Origin of the sequence: Rhodococcus sp. O3, from assembly GCF_048897285.1 — a bacterium.
In the GTDB taxonomy this organism is placed as follows: Bacteria; Actinomycetota; Actinomycetes; order Mycobacteriales; family Mycobacteriaceae; genus Rhodococcus.
Window position 1 is genome coordinate 41,076 of sequence record NZ_JBMBTE010000023.1, and the last position, 16,614, is coordinate 57,689.

17 protein-coding genes are annotated in these 16,614 nt (G+C 68.6%); 9 read left to right on the forward strand and 8 right to left on the reverse strand.

Annotated features, from left to right (window positions below; genetic code table 11):
* Positions 1 to 10: 10 nt before the first annotated feature.
* Both ACN675_RS09625 and ACN675_RS09630 read right to left on the reverse strand, forming a co-directional pair.
* Complete coding sequence (locus ACN675_RS09625; protein WP_420750642.1) at positions 11 to 589, reverse strand: pentapeptide repeat-containing protein; 579 nt, start codon at positions 587 to 589, stop codon at positions 11 to 13.
* A 58-nt stretch (positions 590 to 647) separates the two neighbouring features.
* On the reverse strand, positions 648 to 1,835 hold the full coding sequence (locus tag ACN675_RS09630) for a winged helix DNA-binding domain-containing protein (RefSeq protein WP_420750643.1): 1,188 nt from the start codon (positions 1,833 to 1,835) through the stop codon (positions 648 to 650).
* Positions 1,836 to 1,884: 49 nt separating this feature from the next.
* On the opposite strand from ACN675_RS09630, the gene ACN675_RS09635 reads away from it, so the two are divergent.
* On the forward strand, positions 1,885 to 2,526 hold the full coding sequence (locus tag ACN675_RS09635; protein ID WP_420750644.1) for a pyridoxamine 5'-phosphate oxidase family protein: 642 nt from the start codon (positions 1,885 to 1,887) through the stop codon (positions 2,524 to 2,526).
* 72 nt (positions 2,527 to 2,598) lie between these two features.
* On the forward strand, positions 2,599 to 3,063 hold the full coding sequence (locus ACN675_RS09640) for a tRNA (cytidine(34)-2'-O)-methyltransferase (RefSeq protein ID WP_420750645.1): 465 nt from the start codon (positions 2,599 to 2,601) through the stop codon (positions 3,061 to 3,063).
* Between the two features lie 69 nt (positions 3,064 to 3,132).
* Here ACN675_RS09640 and ACN675_RS09645 read toward each other — a convergent pair whose 3' ends face one another.
* The 5 genes from ACN675_RS09645 to ACN675_RS09665 form a co-directional block, all read right to left on the reverse strand.
* On the reverse strand, positions 3,133 to 3,960 hold the full coding sequence (locus ACN675_RS09645; protein WP_420750646.1) for an RsiV family protein: 828 nt from the start codon (positions 3,958 to 3,960) through the stop codon (positions 3,133 to 3,135).
* Positions 3,961 to 3,964: 4 nt separating this feature from the next.
* Positions 3,965 to 4,849, reverse strand: a complete 885-nt coding sequence (locus ACN675_RS09650) for a DUF4349 domain-containing protein (RefSeq protein WP_420750647.1) — start codon at positions 4,847 to 4,849, stop codon at positions 3,965 to 3,967.
* A gap of 10 nt (positions 4,850 to 4,859) precedes the next feature.
* Entirely contained in the window at positions 4,860 to 8,105 is a 3,246-nt protein-coding gene (locus tag ACN675_RS09655; protein WP_420750648.1) for an error-prone DNA polymerase, read from the reverse strand.
* A gap of 73 nt (positions 8,106 to 8,178) precedes the next feature.
* Complete coding sequence (proS, locus tag ACN675_RS09660) at positions 8,179 to 9,606, reverse strand: proline--tRNA ligase (RefSeq protein ID WP_420750649.1); 1,428 nt, start codon at positions 9,604 to 9,606, stop codon at positions 8,179 to 8,181.
* Positions 9,607 to 9,862: 256 nt separating this feature from the next.
* Positions 9,863 to 11,242, reverse strand: coding sequence for an MBL fold metallo-hydrolase (locus tag ACN675_RS09665; protein WP_420750650.1), 1,380 nt, complete (start codon positions 11,240 to 11,242; stop codon positions 9,863 to 9,865).
* A gap of 134 nt (positions 11,243 to 11,376) precedes the next feature.
* Here ACN675_RS09665 and ACN675_RS09670 point away from each other — a divergent pair, with 134 nt between their 5' ends.
* Genes ACN675_RS09670 through ACN675_RS09685 form a run of 4 tightly spaced genes read left to right on the forward strand, consistent with a single transcriptional unit; the run spans position 11,377 to position 13,548 of the window.
* Positions 11,377 to 11,973 (forward strand): rhodanese-like domain-containing protein, encoded by a 597-nt coding sequence (locus tag ACN675_RS09670; protein ID WP_420750659.1) that lies wholly within the window; start codon positions 11,377 to 11,379, stop codon positions 11,971 to 11,973.
* Between the two features lies 1 nt (position 11,974).
* Positions 11,975 to 12,748: a sulfite exporter TauE/SafE family protein gene (locus ACN675_RS09675; protein WP_420750651.1), complete on the forward strand. Its 774-nt coding sequence runs from the start codon at positions 11,975 to 11,977 to the stop codon at positions 12,746 to 12,748.
* Between the two features lie 58 nt (positions 12,749 to 12,806).
* Entirely contained in the window at positions 12,807 to 13,076 is a 270-nt protein-coding gene (locus tag ACN675_RS09680; protein ID WP_420750652.1) for a metal-sensitive transcriptional regulator, read from the forward strand.
* A 58-nt stretch (positions 13,077 to 13,134) separates the two neighbouring features.
* Positions 13,135 to 13,548, forward strand: coding sequence for a DUF302 domain-containing protein (locus tag ACN675_RS09685; RefSeq protein WP_420750653.1), 414 nt, complete (start codon positions 13,135 to 13,137; stop codon positions 13,546 to 13,548).
* 29 nt (positions 13,549 to 13,577) lie between these two features.
* On the opposite strand, the gene ACN675_RS09690 is transcribed toward ACN675_RS09685, so the two are convergent.
* Positions 13,578 to 14,363, reverse strand: coding sequence for a thioesterase family protein (locus tag ACN675_RS09690; RefSeq protein ID WP_420750654.1), 786 nt, complete (start codon positions 14,361 to 14,363; stop codon positions 13,578 to 13,580).
* Between the two features lie 133 nt (positions 14,364 to 14,496).
* On the opposite strand from ACN675_RS09690, the gene ACN675_RS09695 reads away from it, so the two are divergent.
* From ACN675_RS09695 to ACN675_RS09705, 3 genes are all read left to right on the forward strand, one after another.
* On the forward strand, positions 14,497 to 14,985 hold the full coding sequence (locus ACN675_RS09695; protein ID WP_420750655.1) for a GNAT family N-acetyltransferase: 489 nt from the start codon (positions 14,497 to 14,499) through the stop codon (positions 14,983 to 14,985).
* Positions 14,986 to 15,096: 111 nt separating this feature from the next.
* Positions 15,097 to 15,642 carry a hypothetical protein gene (locus ACN675_RS09700; protein WP_420750656.1) on the forward strand — a complete coding sequence of 182 codons (546 nt, stop codon included), beginning with the start codon at positions 15,097 to 15,099 and terminating at the stop codon, positions 15,640 to 15,642.
* A gap of 10 nt (positions 15,643 to 15,652) precedes the next feature.
* Positions 15,653 to 16,614, forward strand: a 962-nt coding sequence (locus ACN675_RS09705; RefSeq protein WP_420750657.1) for a flotillin family protein, incomplete at its 3' end; no start/stop codon positions are given.

The window sequence follows — 16,614 nt, forward strand, 5'->3', positions numbered from 1 at the left end:
TCCCGGTACTTCAACGGCGGTCGGGCTCGTCGATGTCGAGGCCGTGAGCGCGGGCGTAGCCGATCGCCTGCGACTGCTCGATCCGGGTGTGGTCGAGTTCCGCGCTGCGCCACAAGGCGGGACCGATGTGGGCGCCGCGCAGGTCCGCGCCGTCCAGCCGGACCCCCACCGGCCGCGCGCCCAGCAGATCCACCGTCCGCAGCACCGCGTACCGCATGTCGGCGCGGGTCAGGTCGGCGTCGCGGAAGATGCAGGTGCTCAGGTCCAGGCCACGCAGGTCGGCGCCGCGCAGACTCGCGCGGGTGAAGTCGACGTCGTCGAGGACGAGATGGCGCATCGGGCATTGCTTGAACACCGATCCCACCAGCGAACAGCGCCGGAAGACGCTGTCCGACAGATCGGTCCGGGTGAACGTGCACGATCGGTAGGTGCTGCGCAGGTGGCTGCTTCCCTTCAGGTCGGCATCGGTGAAGTCGCAGTCGATGAAGAACGCGTCCTCGATGATCGAGCCGCGCAGATCCGCGTCCCGGAAGCTTCGTCCCGTGACGCGCGCTCCTCTCCACAGGACCTCGGTGTTGTCGCTGCCCATACCTTCATCGTCCACGCCCTACCGATTCTGGCAAGGCGCCGACTACGGGACCTGCGGCTCAGCCGCGACCGGCCAGTTCACGCGCCAACGGGCTGGGAAACTTCACGGTCACGCGTTCGCCGCCCACCCACTCGTCGAGCCGGGCGGCCTCCTGCTCGAGTACGGCTCTCCCCTCCGATCCGATGTCCTCGAGCAGATGCAGACACACCGCCCCGGAGTCGTTCTGCCACCAGGTGCCGACGATCCGGCCGTCCCACCACGCGGTAGGGCCCGCGTTGCCTGCGGTGTCGAACAGCTGCTGCCGGTACGGCCCGAGGTACCAGTCTCGTTCGAACCACCCCATCGTGGTGGGATCCAGTGCCGGCAGCAGCGCACCCCACGGCTCGACGGGCGGCGCCGCCTCGAGGTCGCCGGGGAGCAGATATCCGGTGCGACCGTCGAGATCGACCTCCACCGCGTTCAGTTCGGCGAGTGCCGCGCGCACGGCTTTCAGGGTCGAACCGAGCCACCACTTGATGTCGGTTTCCGTTCCGGGACCGAATGCGCGCAACCACATTTCGACGAGTGTGCGCAACCCGTACGCCTCGTCGCACGACTCGATCCCGGAGCCCAGCCACGACTCCGTGGTCGCCCAGTTGGGCCGCGACACCCGCCACGAGCCGTTGTTCGACGCCCGCACCACCTTTCCCGATGCCGACAGCACCGTGAGAACCCGCGGCGCGAGCGAAGTCTTTCCGCCCCAGGACTTTCCGACGCCGTACTCCATCGAGCCCTCGAGCAGCGGTATCTCGGCCCGCAGTTCGGTGGACGTCGCTTCCCGACCGTCCGCCAGCGCGTCGAGCACCCGGCCGCCGACCTCGTCGAGCCAGCGTTCGCCGTCCCGGTGCAAACCCGACGCCTCGGCATCCTTGATCAGCCTCCGCCGTTCCGCCAGTGCCACCCGATTGCTCGCGCCGGCCTGCGCGAACGGCAGCACGTGCCGGGGGAAGACGAAGATGGTCCGCCGCATGGACAGGTGCTTGACCAGCGAACGGTCGGTGTAGAGCACGTCGTCGAGGTCGGCGACGGTGAAATCGGCGACGCGTGCCCACACCGAGAGATACACGGTCGGTGCGTCGGTCCCGTGCAGACACACCATGCTCGTCGCCGCGTCCACCGCGTCCGCGGCGCGATGCCCCGGAGACAAGCGGTGCCTGCGTGCCAGTCGTGCCCTGCGCTCGTCCACCCCGACCGTCCGCACCGTCATGCCGGCAACTGTAGGTGCGGCCACCGACACCCGTTGGTAGCGTCGAGCGGTGACCTGGACCGAGATCCGCGATCCCGACGAATTGACCGCGTTGTTCGGCACCCCGACGTTCCGGGCGGCGAACAAGGTTCGGGCACGGCTACACCCTCTCGACATCGAGTGGCTCGCGGCGTCGCCGTTCTGCCTGGTGGGCACGTCCGACGAGACGGGCCGCTGCGACGTCTCCCCCAAGGGCGATCCACCCGGCCGGCTCGTGCACGTTCTCGACGACACCACCGTCGCGCTGGCCGAACGGCCCGGGAACAAGCGCATGGACGGCTACCGCAACATTCTCCGGAATCCGTTCGTGGGCTTGAACTTCTTCGTCCCCGGCCGCGGGGACACGCTCCGGATAAATGGCCGCGCCCGGCTGGTGACGGACGCGCCGTTCTTCGACGACCTCCGCGTCGCCGACCATCGCCCGATCCTGTGCCTGGTCGTCGAGATCGAGGAGGTCTTCCACCACTGCGCCAAGGCATTCATGCGGTCGAAGCTGTGGGATCCGGACACGTGGAATCCCACCGTCCTGCCGTCGGTCGCGGCGCTGGCGAAGGCGACCGTCCCCGATGCACCCGAGACGCTCGAGGAACTCGAGCGGTACTACGGCCCGTCCTACGAGCAGCAGCTGTACCGCCCGCAGCAGCCGCAGTGACGCACGCCGTGTGAGACCCGCGCCGACCGGCCCACCGTCGGTGGCCCGCCCCGGTTCTGGCAAGGTGGTCGGGTGTTCCGAGTGATGTTCCACGAACCCCGCATACCCCCCAACACCGGCAACGCGATCCGCATGGTCGCGGGAACCGGCTGCGAACTGCACCTGGTGGAACCGCTCGGATTCGACCTGTCGGAACCGAAACTGCGGCGTGCGGGACTGGACTACCACGACCTGGCGTCGGTGACGGTGCACGCCGGTCTGCAGGAGGCCTGGGCCGCGCTGCAGCCGGAGCGGGTGTACGCGTTCACCGCGCACGGCGAGGTGTCGTACGCGTCGATCGAATACCGCCCGGGAGACGTCCTGTTGTTCGGGCCGGAACCGACGGGTCTGTCCGACGAGGTCCTCGCCGACCCGCACATCACCGCGCAGGTCCGTATCCCGATGCTGCCCGGCCGCCGGTCGCTGAACCTGTCGAACGCCGCTGCCGTCGTCACCTACGAGGCGTGGCGGCAGCACGGATTCGCCGGGGCCGTCTGACGTTCGCCCGCTCGCGGGACAAACGCGCGCGACCGGCAGCGTGCGGATATCCGCTGGATTTGCGGCTGCTCAGCTCGCGACGACGGTCGCCATGTAGGGATCCATGACGTCGGCCAAGTCCTCCCACGGCACGGTGATCGTGACGAGCCCGACCGCGTGCGGCCCGACCTGGTAGTCGTCGAAGTGGATCTCCATGCCCGCGGGGGTCGGCAGCCAGTTCGCGAAGTTCGCCGTCTCGGGGGCGATGCCGTCGGCGAAGTACTCCGGACCTGCCGCGGTGCCGGGCAACAGCAGAGCCGCCTGCTCGGACAGCCGGTTCAGCCCGGCCTGCAGGTCCGGGAACAGGTCCTGCAGCGTGATCGGGGCGGCGGTGTCGGTGTTCACCACGACGGTGGCGACCAGCGGCGTCGGGTGCGCGCCCGGCGGATTCGCGTTGTAGGAGACGACGAGCAACCCCGCGACGACGTGTTCCCCGATCCGGGTGACCTCGTGTTCCTGCGTCGAGAGCGTGTAGCTCATGTCGTCGGAGCGTTGGATCCAGTCCTCGAGCGCTGCCCGCATCGACTCGTTGAACTCGGTGACGACGGCCGGATCCCCGCCGCTGATCTGCGGGATCACCACGTCGTAGTCGACCGTGTCGGTCGAGCCCGACACCAGGATCTCCTCGGCCCGATAGGGTGCGGACACCTCGGGCTTCTCGGAGGCACCGGCAGACGGCTGCGAATGCGTCTGCTTCGAGCCGGGGGCGTCCGTTTCGGCGGCATCGATCTGCGTTGGTGCAGTGGCCGATTCGGGCACGGGCGTGCCGGATTCCGTTTCTCCACCACACGCCGCCAGCAGCACGGCAACGGTCGTGCAGGCACCGGCAGCGAGCATTCGGGTCCATCGACCGTTCATCCGCCTATTCATCGTCCGCCTCCACCTTGGGGTTCTCGTCGGGGGTTTCCGCCGGAGTTCCGGGGGTTCCGGGCCGGCGGCGGCCGATGCGGGCGAGCAGCCGGACGATCAGATAGACGATGCCGGCGCCCAGGAGGAAGAACACGATCCACGGCAGCGCCACCCCGAGCGCGACGATCGAATCACCGATCGCGGACCGCAGGCTGTCCCAGCCCGCGACCACTCCGTCCCAGAAGCTGTCGCGGTCGTCGGGACGGCGCGGTTCGGCGCTGATGTCGACAGTCAGGGTGGACAGGTCGATCTGATCCGACAGGTACCGCTGCTGCGCGGTGAGACTGTCCAACTCCGCCTGACGATCCGCCAGCGCGTTCTCCGCCTCGATGAGATCGGCGGTGTTCGCCGCGGACTCCATCAACCCCCGCAGCCGGTCCACCGACGCCTGCAGAGCGGAGATCCGCGCCTCGAGGTCCGTGTACTGCAGGGTGACGTCGGCGCGCGTGGTGGTCAGGCTGGTCACCTCACCGAGACCGCGGAGTTCGTCGATGGTGCCTTCGAGCCGGTCCGCCGGAACCCGCACCGTGAGCACGCTGCTGATCCCGGGCTGTTCGGTGACGGAGTCGACGCGACCGCCCGAGTCCTCGACGATCGTCACCACCTGCCGCCCGGCCGCGATCGGATCGTCGGCGGTGATCATCAGGTGTCCGGTGACGATTTCCTTGCGTTCGGTCGCCTGCGTGTCGGCGGGGGCGGATTCGCGGGTGCCGTCGGCCAGGGACGGCGACGGCGGCATCGAAACGGACGGGGCGCTCCCGGAATCGGAGCCGGTTCCGCCGCAGCCGGTGGCGAGCAGGGCTATCGCAGTGAGCAGGACCACCAGCAGCCGGTTCATGGCGGCGATCCTAACGAAAGTCGCGGGACTTCCCCGCCGTTCGCAGATCCATCCGCTGCAGCCGGTCCGCGACCACGGTGACCGCGCCCTCCGCGTTCTGCACCCGCCCGCGCACCAGCAGCGCCGGGGCCGTGTGCGCGAGCGTGCGGTATTTCGCCCACAGCCCCACCGAGCAGACCACGTTCACCATGCCGGTCTCGTCCTCGAGATTGAGGAAGGTCACGCCCGCGGCGGTCGCGGGTCGCTGCCGGTGGGTAACGGCACCCCCGACCAGTACCCGTTGCCCGTCCGGGATCTGCAGCAACCGTCCGGCGGGCACGACGCCGAGCGCGTCGAGTCGGGGGCGCAGGAACTGCGTCGGATAGCTGTCCGGCGACACACCCGTCGCCCACACGTCCGCCGCGGCGAGTTCGACGTCGCTCATGCCGGGCAGGGCCGGTGCCTGCGTGGACGCCCCGATGCCGGGGAGCCGGTCCGGGCGTTGCCCGGCCGCTGCTCCCGCCGCCCACAGCGCTTCGCGGCGGGTGATGCCGAAACAGGTGAGCGCTCCCCCTGTGGCGAGCGATTCGGCCTGTGCGGTGGTCAGTTCCACCCGGGTCGTCAGGTCCGGGAACGACGTGTACGGCCCGCGCTCGTCGCGTTCGGCGACGATGCGTGCGGCCAGCGCGTCGCCGATGTGCCGGACCGCGCCGAGACCGAGCCGCACCTCCCGGCCCCGGTTCTCGGTGGTGGCGTGGGCGAGGCTCGCGTTGATGTCCGGGCCGTGCACGACCACGCCGTGCCGGCGGGCATCGGCGACGAGGGACTGCGGTGAGTAGAACCCCATCGGCTGGGCGCGCAGCAGGCCCGCGCAGAACGCCGCCGGGTGATGCAGCTTGAACCAGGCGGAGTAGAACACGAGCGACGCGAAACTCTGCGAATGGCTTTCCGGAAAACCGAAATTCGCAAACGCATACAGCTTCTCGTAGATGCGGTCGGCCACGGCGCCGGTGATGCCGTGTCGCTCGCGCATGCCGTCGTAGAGCCTGCCGCGCAGCCGTTCCATCTTCTCCGTCGAGCGTTTCGCGCCCATCGCGCGGCGCAACTGGTCGGCCTCGGCGGCGGTGAAACCGGCTGCGTCGACGGCCATCTGCATCAACTGTTCCTGGAACAACGGCACACCGAGGGTCCGTTTCAGCGACTTCTCCAGACACGGATGGTCGTAGGTGACGGGTTCGAGTCCGTTGCGGCGCCGGATGTAGGGGTGCACGGATCCGCCCTGGATCGGACCGGGACGGATCAGCGCGACCTCGACCACCAGGTCGTAGAAGTTGCGTGGCTTCAGCCGGGGCAGTGTCGCCATCTGGGCACGCGACTCCACCTGGAAGACCCCCACGGAGTCTGCGCGGCAGAGCATTTCGTAGACGCCGCGTTCGGTGAGGTCGAGTTGTGCGAGATCGACGGTGACGCCTTCGTTCTCGGCGACCAGGTCGATCATGTAGTGCAGCGCGGAGAGCATGCCGAGACCGAGGAGGTCGAACTTGACGAGCCCGGCTGCGGCGCAGTCGTCCTTGTCCCACTGCAGCACGCTGCGCCCGGGCATCCGCGCCCATTCGACGGGGCACACGTCGGCGATGGGCCGGTCGCAGATGACCATGCCGCCGGAGTGGATGCCCAGGTGCCGCGGCAGTCCCTCGATCTGCGCGGCGAGTTCGAGCACCGGGCGCGGGATGTCGGTGTCGGTCTCGGTGGTGACGCCGTGCCAGCGGCTCACCTGACGGCTCCACGCGTCCTGCTGGCCCTGCGAGTGGCCGAGCGCGCGGGCCATGTCGCGGACGGCGGACTTGCCGCGGTAGGTGATGACGTTGGCGACCTGCGCGGCGTACTCGCGCCCGTACTTGGTGTAGACGTGCTGGATGGCTTCCTCGCGGCGGTCGGATTCGATGTCGATGTCGATGTCCGGAGGGCCGTCGCGTTCCGGGGACAGGAACCGTTCGAAGAGCAGTTCGTTGCACACCGGGTCGACGTTCGTGATACCGATGGCGTAGCAGACGGCGGAGTTGGCCGCCGAACCTCTTCCCTGGCACAGGATGTCGTTGTTCTTGCAGAAGGTGACGATGTCGTGCACGACGAGGAAGTAGCCGGGGAAGTCGAGCCGGCCGATGACGTCGAGTTCGTGTTCGAGCTGCCGGTAGGCGGCCGGATTGCGTTCCGGTGGCCCGTAGCGGCGGTGCGCACCGTCGAAGGTGAGCTTGCGAAGCCAGGTGAGTTCGGTGTGGCCGGCGGGTACGTCGAACGGCGGCAGATTCGGTGCGATGAGCCGCAGATCGAATGCGCATTCGCGGCCGAGTTCCGCGGCGTGGTGCACCGCGTGGGGGTGGGCGGCAAACAGGTGCGCCATCTCGGCGCCGGAACGCAGATGACCACCGCCGGTGGGGGCGAGTCTGCCCGCGGCGTCGTCGAGGCTCTGCCGATCGTGGATGGCGGCCATCGCCATGGCGAGACGTCTGCGGGACGGGTCCGCGAAGTGCGCCGCGGTGCTCGCGATGCAGGTCAGTCCGTGCTCGTCGGCGAGCGCAGCCAGGGTCGCATTGCGTTCGTCGTCGTCGGGCAATCCGCGCCGGGTCAGTTCGACGGTGACGCGGTCGGCGCCGAACCGGTCGATCAGCTCGCGCAGGGCGCCCGTGGCCGCGTCAGGGCCTCCGGTCTCCAGAGCCTGTCGGACGTGGCCCCGGCGACAGCCGGTGAGGATCTGCCAGTGACCACCGGCCGCGTCGGAGAGTGCGTCGAGGTCGTACCGCGGGGCGCCCTTGGTGCCGCCGGCGAGGTGCGCGGCGGCGATCTGCCGGGACAACCGCCGGTAGCCTTCCTGGCCGCGGGCGAGGACGAGCAGGTGCGCGTCGTCCAATCCGAGTTCGGCGCCGAACACTGTGGGCATCTTCAGTTCCCGAGCGGCCTCCGCGAACCGGACGACGCCGTACAGCCCGTCGTGGTCGGTGAGCGCCAGCGCCTCGAGGCCGAGCCGCACGGCCTCCTCGACGAGCTCCTCGGGCGTGGAGGCGCCGTCGAGGAAACTGAACGCCGAATGCGCATGCAGTTCGGCATAGGGCACGACCGGGCCGTCGGGCCGGCGTACCCGGGCGTCGTATTCCGGACGGGTACGCGACCAGGCCGGGCTGTCGCTGCCGTCGCCGGGGAACTCCGGCTCGCGGCGGGGGCGACCGGACAGGACCCGTTCCAGCTCTGCCCACGTGGGCGGGCCGTTACTCCACCCCACGCGACCGCACCCCACGCGACCATCCCACAGTATCGAACATGTGTTCGATGTTACCTGCCGATGCGGGGCGCGGTCAGTAGCTGCGGCCGACGATCGCCGTCAGCTCCTCGGCCGGGGTCCCGGCATCCGGGATGGTGCCGTCGGCTGCCTGAAGGCATCGGACGGTCACGGCCTGCGCGTTGAGTTCGCGTTCGCCGTGCTCGCCGAGGGCGTTCCAGGGAATCCGCGCGAAACCGGTGGCGCTCGCCTCGAGCGCCTCGGCCACGGTGGCGGCATCGGCCGTGTGCTGATCGAGCCGGTCACGCGCCGCGGTGAACATCTCGGTGTGGACCGCGTCGAGAAGTTCCCGGACCGCCGCGACCGCGGAGTCCACGGCGACGGTGAGCTTCTGCTTCGTGTCTCGTCTGACCAGGGTGTACTCGCCGCGCTCGAGGTCCCGGGGACCGATCTCGATCCGCAGCGGCACGCCCTTGAGTTCCCATTCGGTCGCCCGGCGCCCGAATCCCTGGTCGGTGCGAGCATCCAGCCGTGCCCGCACACCCGCGGAGACCAGGGAATCGGCGAGCGTCGATGCCGCGCTCACGGTGGGATCGTCGTCCTTCACGGCGATCACCACGGCCTGCACCGGAGCGATCCGCGGCGGGAGACGAAGCCCCTGGTCGTCGCCGTGCGTCATGATCAGACCGCCGATCATCCGCGTGCTCGATCCCCACGAGGTGGTCCAGCAGGTTCGGGACTTGCCGGAGGTGTCGGTATAGGTGATACCGAACGCGCTCGCGAAGTTCCGGCCGAGCTCGTGGCTGGTGGCCATCTGCAGCGCCTTGCCGTCGCCCATCATCGCTTCGCACGTCATGGTGGTCACCGCGCCGGCGAACCTCTCCCGGTCCGTCTTCACCCCGACCAGGACCGGGATCGCGAGCATGTTCCGGAGGAAGTCCCGATAGACGTCGAGGTGGATACGGCGAGCGAACGCACCTGCCTCCTCTTCGGTGGCGTGGGCGGTGTGCCCCTCCTGCCACAGGAACTCCGTCGTACGCAGGAAGATTCGCGGGCGCATCTCCCAACGCACCACGTTGGCCCACTGATTCAGCCGCATCGGCAGATCACGATGCGACTGCACCCATTTGGCCATCAGCTCACCGAACACCGTCTCGCTCGTCGGGCGCACAACGGCGGGTTCGGTGAGATCCCTGCCGCCGGCGTGAGTGACCACCGCCAACTCCGGGCTGAATCCCTCGACGTGTTCGGCTTCCCGCTCGAGGTAGGACTGCGGAATGAGCAAGGGCAGGTAGACATTTTCGACACCGGCCGCCTTGATCCGCGCATCCACCGCCGCCTGCATGTGTTCCCACAGCGCATACGCGTACGGCCGGATCACCATCGTTCCGCGAACCGGGCCGTTGTCGGCCAGCTCCGCCTTGTTCAGAACGTCCTGGTACCAGCGGGGGAAGTCCTCCGCCTGCGAGGTCAGTACTCCGGGCTTCCGCGAGGATCCGGCCATCCAGTGATACTACCGACCCGTGGGGTCAGCGGCGGAACAGTGAACGCAGGCCCGAGCGCCGGTCCCGAGCCGGTGCGGCGTCCCGATCGCACGTGCAGCGATCGGCGGCGGGCACGGAGCGCATGACTGCGTCGACGTGCTGTCCACAGCCTCCCCAGCCGGTCTTGCCGCAGCGGGGACAGGTGACGGGGTAACACATGACATCCTCCTGGGATCGAGAGTTCGTGGAATCGAGAGCGGCTGCCGCTCCCGGTGATCAGGCGGCGACGTGGGATTCGGCCCAAGCGTTGTAGCCGCCGAGCAGGTCCGAGACGTCGTCGAGACCCTCGGCCCGCAGCAGCGAGGCCGCCACGCTCGAGCGCCATCCACCCGCACAGTGGACCACGATCGGCTTACCGGCGGGCACCTGATCCATCCGGGTTCGCAACTGCGCCAACGGGATCGGGAGTGCGCCCGGGATGGTTCCGCCTGCGCGCTCACCGGGGTTGCGGATGTCGAGCAGTGTCACCGCATCGGTGGCGAGCAACCGATCGAGTTCCTCGACGGTGACACGCGGAGCAGGCCGGACCAGCTCGGCCAGTTCCGCGGGGAACACACCGTCGCGGTCGACACCGAGATAGCCGGCCGCACCGTCCGATCCGATCCGGGCCAGGCGCATGGCGGCATCCTGCTCCTCGCCGGGATAGGTGATCAGCACGATCTTCTCGCCGACATCGGCGACCATGCCGCCGGTTTCGGCGAAGCGACCGTCGAATCCGACATTGACCGAACCACGCAGGTGCCCTGCGGCGAAGTCGTCGACGCTGCGCGCATCGAGCACGCGGGTGCCGGCGGCGAGTTCGGCCTTCACCTGCGTGGGCGTCAGTTCGGGGATGGTGCGGTCCTGCGCGAGGAGCGGGTGGACCCGCTTGTTCATCGCGGCGTCGACCGCGAAGTACGACGGGGCGGCCGGTTGGCCGTCGGTGACGAGTGCGACGAAGTCGTCCTCGCTCATCGGTTGCACCGACGGGTTCGTGGCCCGCTGTTCACCGATGGTGGAGGTCAGTTCCGTCGACAGGTTCTTGCCGCACGACGAGCCGGCGCCGTGGGCGGGCATGACCGTGACCTCGTCGGGAAGGGTCAGCAGCTTCTCGTGCACGGTGCGGTACATGGCCCGGGCCAGATCGGTGGTGGAGCCGTCGCCGAGGTTGACCAGGTCCGGGCGGCCGACGTCGCCGATGAACAGCGAATCACCGGTGAGCACCGCGGTCGGGGTGGCGCCGGGATGCTCCCGCGCCAGCACCGAGATCGATTCCCAGGTGTGTCCCGGCGTGGACAGGATCTCGAGTTCGACCTCTCCGAGGGACAGCCGCTCACCGTCGCGCAGGCGGCGGATCGGGTAGTCGGTCTCGGCGGCTTCCCCGAAACCGATCCATGCGCCGGTGGCCTCGACCAGTTCGAGATGCCCGGACACGAAGTCGGCGTGGAAGTGCGTGTTGACGACCCCTTCGATGGTCAATCCGTATTTTGTTGCGTCGTCGAGGTATTCGGCGATGTCGCGGCGCGGATCCACCACGACCGCCCGGCCGGTGCTCTCGTCGCCGATCAGGTACGACGCGTGCGAGAGGCACTCGATGTAGTACTGCTCGAGAATCATGGACTCCTCCGTGGCTGGTGCCTGCGGGTTCCCGGGGAGATCACCGGGTCGATGTGGACAGCCTGGCATATACCCCCTAGGGTATGTCAAGTACCCCCGGGGGTATCCCCCACCTCACCCCACGAAAGGCCGGCATGACCGACTTCCCCGCCACCGTCGATCCGATCGCCCTGCGCGAGCTGACCGACTCCGGCAAGAACGTGCGCATCGTCGACGTCCGGACACCGAGCGAATTCGAGACCGTGCACATTCCCGGCGCCTACAACGTCCCCCTCGATCTGCTGCGGGAACACCGCGACGAGTTTCTCGCCCACTTCGACGAGGACATCGTGCTGGTGTGCCGCTCCGGGCAGCGCGCCACCCAGGCCGAGGAGACCCTGCGCGTCGCAGGACTGTGCAACGTCCACATCCTCGACGGCGGCCTGCTCGGATGGGAAGCCGCCGGCCTGCCCGTGCAGCGCGGCGTCCAGCGCTGGGACCTCGAACGGCAGGTCCGGCTCGTCGCCGGTTCCCTCGTGCTGAGCTCCGTTCTGGCCAGCGTCGCCGTTCCCAAGCTCAAATGGCTCGCCGCCGGCATCGGCGGTGGGCTCGCCTTCGCCGCAGTGACGAACACCTGCGCGATGGGCGCCGCGTTGTCGAAACTGCCGTACAACCGCAGCGCATCCTGTGACGCCCGGACGATCGTCGCTCGCTTGACCGAATCGACGGACACGGGCGACCGGGAGGCATGAGATGACGTGGGTGCTCGCGCTCGGATTCGGTACCGCGATCGGCGTGCTGCTGGGGCTGCTCGGCGGTGGCGGATCGATCCTCGCGGTCCCCGCACTGGTCTTCGGCCTCGGAATGGGGATCGAGCAGGCGATCCCCATTTCGCTGATCGTCGTCGGCTCCGCGTCTGCAATGGGTGCCCTGCCGAAAATGCGTGCCCGCCAGGTGCAATGGCGCCTTGCCGCCATCTTCGCGGCCACCGGCATCCCGGCCACCTTCGCCGGCAGCGCCGTCGGGCGACTGCTGCCCGAGCCGGCGCTGCTGATCGGGTTCGCGCTGGTGATGGTCGTCGCGGGGGCGCGCATGCTCGCCGACAACGGCAACACCGGAACCGCGTGCTCCATCCAGGGATCCGGGATCAACTGGCGCAGGTGCGCTTCGCGCTCGATCCCGGCGGGCATCGCGGTGGGTTTTCTCACCGGATTGTTCGGCGTCGGAGGCGGTTTCCTCATCATTCCCGCCCTCGTGCTCATGCTCGGTGTCGAAATGCCCGTGGCGGTGGGCACCTCGCTGGTGATCATCGTCGCCAATTCCGCAGCCGGGCTGGTCTCACACCTGAGCGGCACGAGCATCGACTGGGCGATCACGGCCGCGTTCGCGGGTACCGCGATCGCCGGGTCGCTGATCGCCGGGCGGGCGGGAACACGGCTGGACACCGACCGGCTGCGACACTGGTTCGCCTATCTGATCTTCGCCGTGGCGGCATATGTACTGCTCGACGTCGTCGCGTTACGCTGATCCGAACATCGATACCCCCGGGGGTACACTGACATCAGTTCCAGGAAAGGACACTTCCATGGTCGGCGACGAAGACAGCATCGCTCTCGTACTCAACAGGCTCCGCCGCGCGCAAGGCCAGCTCGCGGGAGTGATCTCGATGATCGAGCAGGGTCGCGACTGCAAGGACGTCGTCACCCAGCTCGCCGCCGTTTCCCGGGCACTGGACCGCGCCGGATTCAAGATCGTCGCGACCGGCCTGCGGGAATGCCTGACCGGCACGGATCGGGAAGGCAAGGAACCGATGACCGAGGCCGAGCTCGAAAAGCTCTTCCTCGCCCTGGCCTGAGCATCGCTCTCGCTCGAGCACTGCACTGGCCTGAGCACACCGAGTGAAAGGCAGACAGATGACGGCACTGGCATTGTCGACGACTCTGCGCACCTCGTTCGCCGACGCGGTCGAGCGAACCCGGAAAGCACTGGCCGATCAGGGTTTCGGCATTCTCACCGAGATCGACATGAAGGCCACACTGAAGGCGAAACTCGGCGAGGACATGGAGGATTACCTGATCCTCGGTGCCTGCAACCCACCACTGGCGCATCGCGCGGTGAACGTCGACCGGCAGATCGGGCTGTTGTTGCCCTGCAACGTCGTGGTACGCGCCGATCCCGCCGACCCGGACACGGTGCTGATCGACGCGATGAATCCCCGGCTGATGGTCCAGGTCGCCGACCAGCCGGGACTCGGTGAGGTCGCCGACGACGCCACGGTCGCTCTGCAAGCAGCCATCGACTCTCTGGCTGCGGACGCGACGAACTGACTCCTGCCCGGATCAGGAGCCGGCGGCGGTCACCGCACGGTGCTCGCATACAGCGTCTGGGCGCACGTACCGATCAACCCGGTCGTATCGCTCAGACGCGCGTACGCCGCCGCGCCGTGCCCGGGCATGCTGTGGGTGACCGCATCGATGCCGATCCAGTCACCGACCGGATCACGGTGCAGGACGACATGCAGATCCGCATTGATCGCAGGAAACTGCCCCGGATTCGCCGCGAGGCTCATGCCACTCGACGAGTCGACCAGGATCAGCACCCGCTGCCAGGGGCTCGGCTCTTCTCCGGCCACGAGAGCGCACAGGGAGCGTCCCCAGGCCGCGGCAGGACCGAACTCGGCGAAACTTCCTGTGGTGAAACGGAACTGCGTCGCAGCGAGATACCCGTCCATGCTGGCCCCGGGAATGACACCTCCGTCCTGCGCACGATCCGGGTCGGAGTCCAGCACCGTCGGCGCGGGGTCGACGGCCGGGTAGTCGTCGTCGATGCGGGCGAGCCGCCACGCCCGGACGGACAACACCGGCCGGTCGCCCACCACACCGGTCGCCTCGATCAGGGCGGTGCGTTTGCCCGGCCGGACCACCGAGGTGGTCACGGTGATGGGCGCAACCGGGATCGGCGCGAGAATGTCCACCGACACGCGTCCGAGCCGCTGACCGTCACCGACGTGGTGCCGCTCGATCTCCCCCGTCAGCAGCGCCGAGGGCGGACCGGCGTGCTGGGTCTGCGGACCCCACGGTCCCGCCGTCGCCGGCGTGCTCTCGAAGCTCGATTCGTCGCGGCGTTCGTAGAAGCCGTCCACCCCGGTTCACCCCCCACCCGTTCCCACCGGAGACCTTCCCCGGACGTTTCTCTACTCCTAGCATTCGGGAGTACCGCGGCGCGGCAGGAACGCACAGCGCTGGGATCGCACGCACGGAATCGAGGTGGCCGCAATGCCCGGAGCTGCGGACGGGGTGATCCGCCGCGCGGTCCCGGCCGAAGCAGAGGCTCTCGCAGACCTGCAGGCCGATTGCTGGGACGACGCCTACACGGGACTGATCGACGCCGCGATCCTGGTCGGTCTCCGTGATCCCGACGAACGCGCCCGGCGCATCGAAACCTGGCGGACCCGGACCCCGAACGCTCTCGTCGTCGAACTGCCGGACGGAAGCCTGGCGGGCTTCGTCACGAGCGGCCCACCCGACGAACCCGACGCGCCGACTCCCCTGCAGTTGTATGCGCTCTACGTACGAGGTTCCCACTGGGGACTCGGCTACGGCCGGCGGCTTCTCGACGCGGCACTGGGAGAGCAGCCCGCCCATCTGTGGGTGCTGGAGACGAACATCCGCGCGCAACGGTTCTACGTGCACGCCGGATTCGGCGGTGACGGGCACATCCGACGGGAACCTGTCGGGACGCTGGTTCGCTGGGTACGTGGCTAGCGTTCCCGCGCGCTCGGATCCCTTCGGCAGCCCGGCGGACGGGTCGCCCGAAAAGCCGTCGGTGTCCGATTTGCGGTAAGGTCGACGGCGAACCGGCGAAATGGGGGGCGGGTGGACATCTTCTACATTGCGTGTCTCGCAATGGGTCTGGTGGGGATCGTGGGGATCCTCGTGGGCGGGGAAACCGGATCGGAACTCGGAGACGCCGGTGACGGTCTTCCGTTCCTGAATCTCACCACCGTCGCGACAGCGCTGCTCGGAATCGGCGTGGGAGGCGGTACCGCAACACTTCTCGGATTCGGAACCGTTGCCGCCGCGGTCGCCGCGGCGTGCACGGCCCTCGTCCTGGTCGTCGTGACCCGAGGGATTCTTCTGCCGTATCTGCTACGGCAGCAGGGCAACTCCCACACCGGACGTCTCTCGTACATCGGACTGACCGGCGTCGTCACCTTGTCGATCGAACCCGGCGGCTGGGGCGAGATCGCGTTCACCGACACCGAGGGCAACCGGGTCCGATCCCGCGCCGTCACCGCGGAAGCAACTGCGCTGCCTGCCGATTCCCGCGTCTACATCGGCGACGTCGACGAGCAGGTCGTGCACGTCGTGTCGATCCCGGACGATCCCCACACCGGTCTGCGCATGCCCGAATCGAACTGAGGATGACTACATGATCGTTGTCGCGGTCGCCGTCGTGGTGGCTCTGGTGGTGTTCGTCGGAGTGCCACTCGTCTATGTCCGGAACTACATCAAGGTCCCCCCGAACGAGGTTGCGGTCTTCACGGGTCGCGGAAAGCCGAAGGTCGTGCGGGGTGGGGCCCGTTTCAAGATCCCCGGTATCGAGCGGGTGGACATCATGTCGCTCGAACCGTTCAACGTGAGCATCAATCTCCAGAACGCCCTGTCGAACGACGGTGTGCCGGTGAACGTCGAGGCGGTCGGCCTGGTGCGTATCGGATCCGCCGACGAGGCCGTCCAGACCGCGGTCCAGCGCTTCCTCACCTCCGACCTCGACGAACTGCGCCGGCAGATCAACGAGATCCTCGCCGGTTCGCTGCGCGGCATCACCGCCACGATGACCGTCGAGGACCTGAACTCGAACCGTGAGACGCTCGCACGCAGCGTCGTCGACGAGGCCGGCAGCGACCTCGCCCGCATCGGCATGGAAGTCGACGTCCTCAAGATCGCCGGGATCAGCGACAACAACGGCTATCTCGAATCCCTGGGTCAGCGCCGGATCGCCGAGGTCAAGCGGGACGCCGCGGTCGGCACCGCGAACGCCGAACGCGACGCCCAGATCCAGTCCGCGAAGGCGAGGCAGGAAGGCGCGGTCGCGCAGGCCCAGGCCGACACCGCCATCGCCGCCGCGAACCAGGCCCGCGACGTCGAGCTGGCGAAGCTGCGTGCACGGACCGAGGCGGAGAACGCCGAGGCCGATCAGGCCGGTCCCCTGGCGCGGGCGACCGCGGAGAAGGCGGTCCGGATCGCCCAGGAGCAGGCCGAAGCCGCGCAGGTCGAGGCCCGCATCGAGGTCGAGAAGCGTCGCGCCGAACAAGCGAAGGCGGCCCTCGAGGCCGACGTGATCGCCCCCGCGGAAGCGGAACGTCAGGCCGCGGTCGCGCGTGCCGAAGG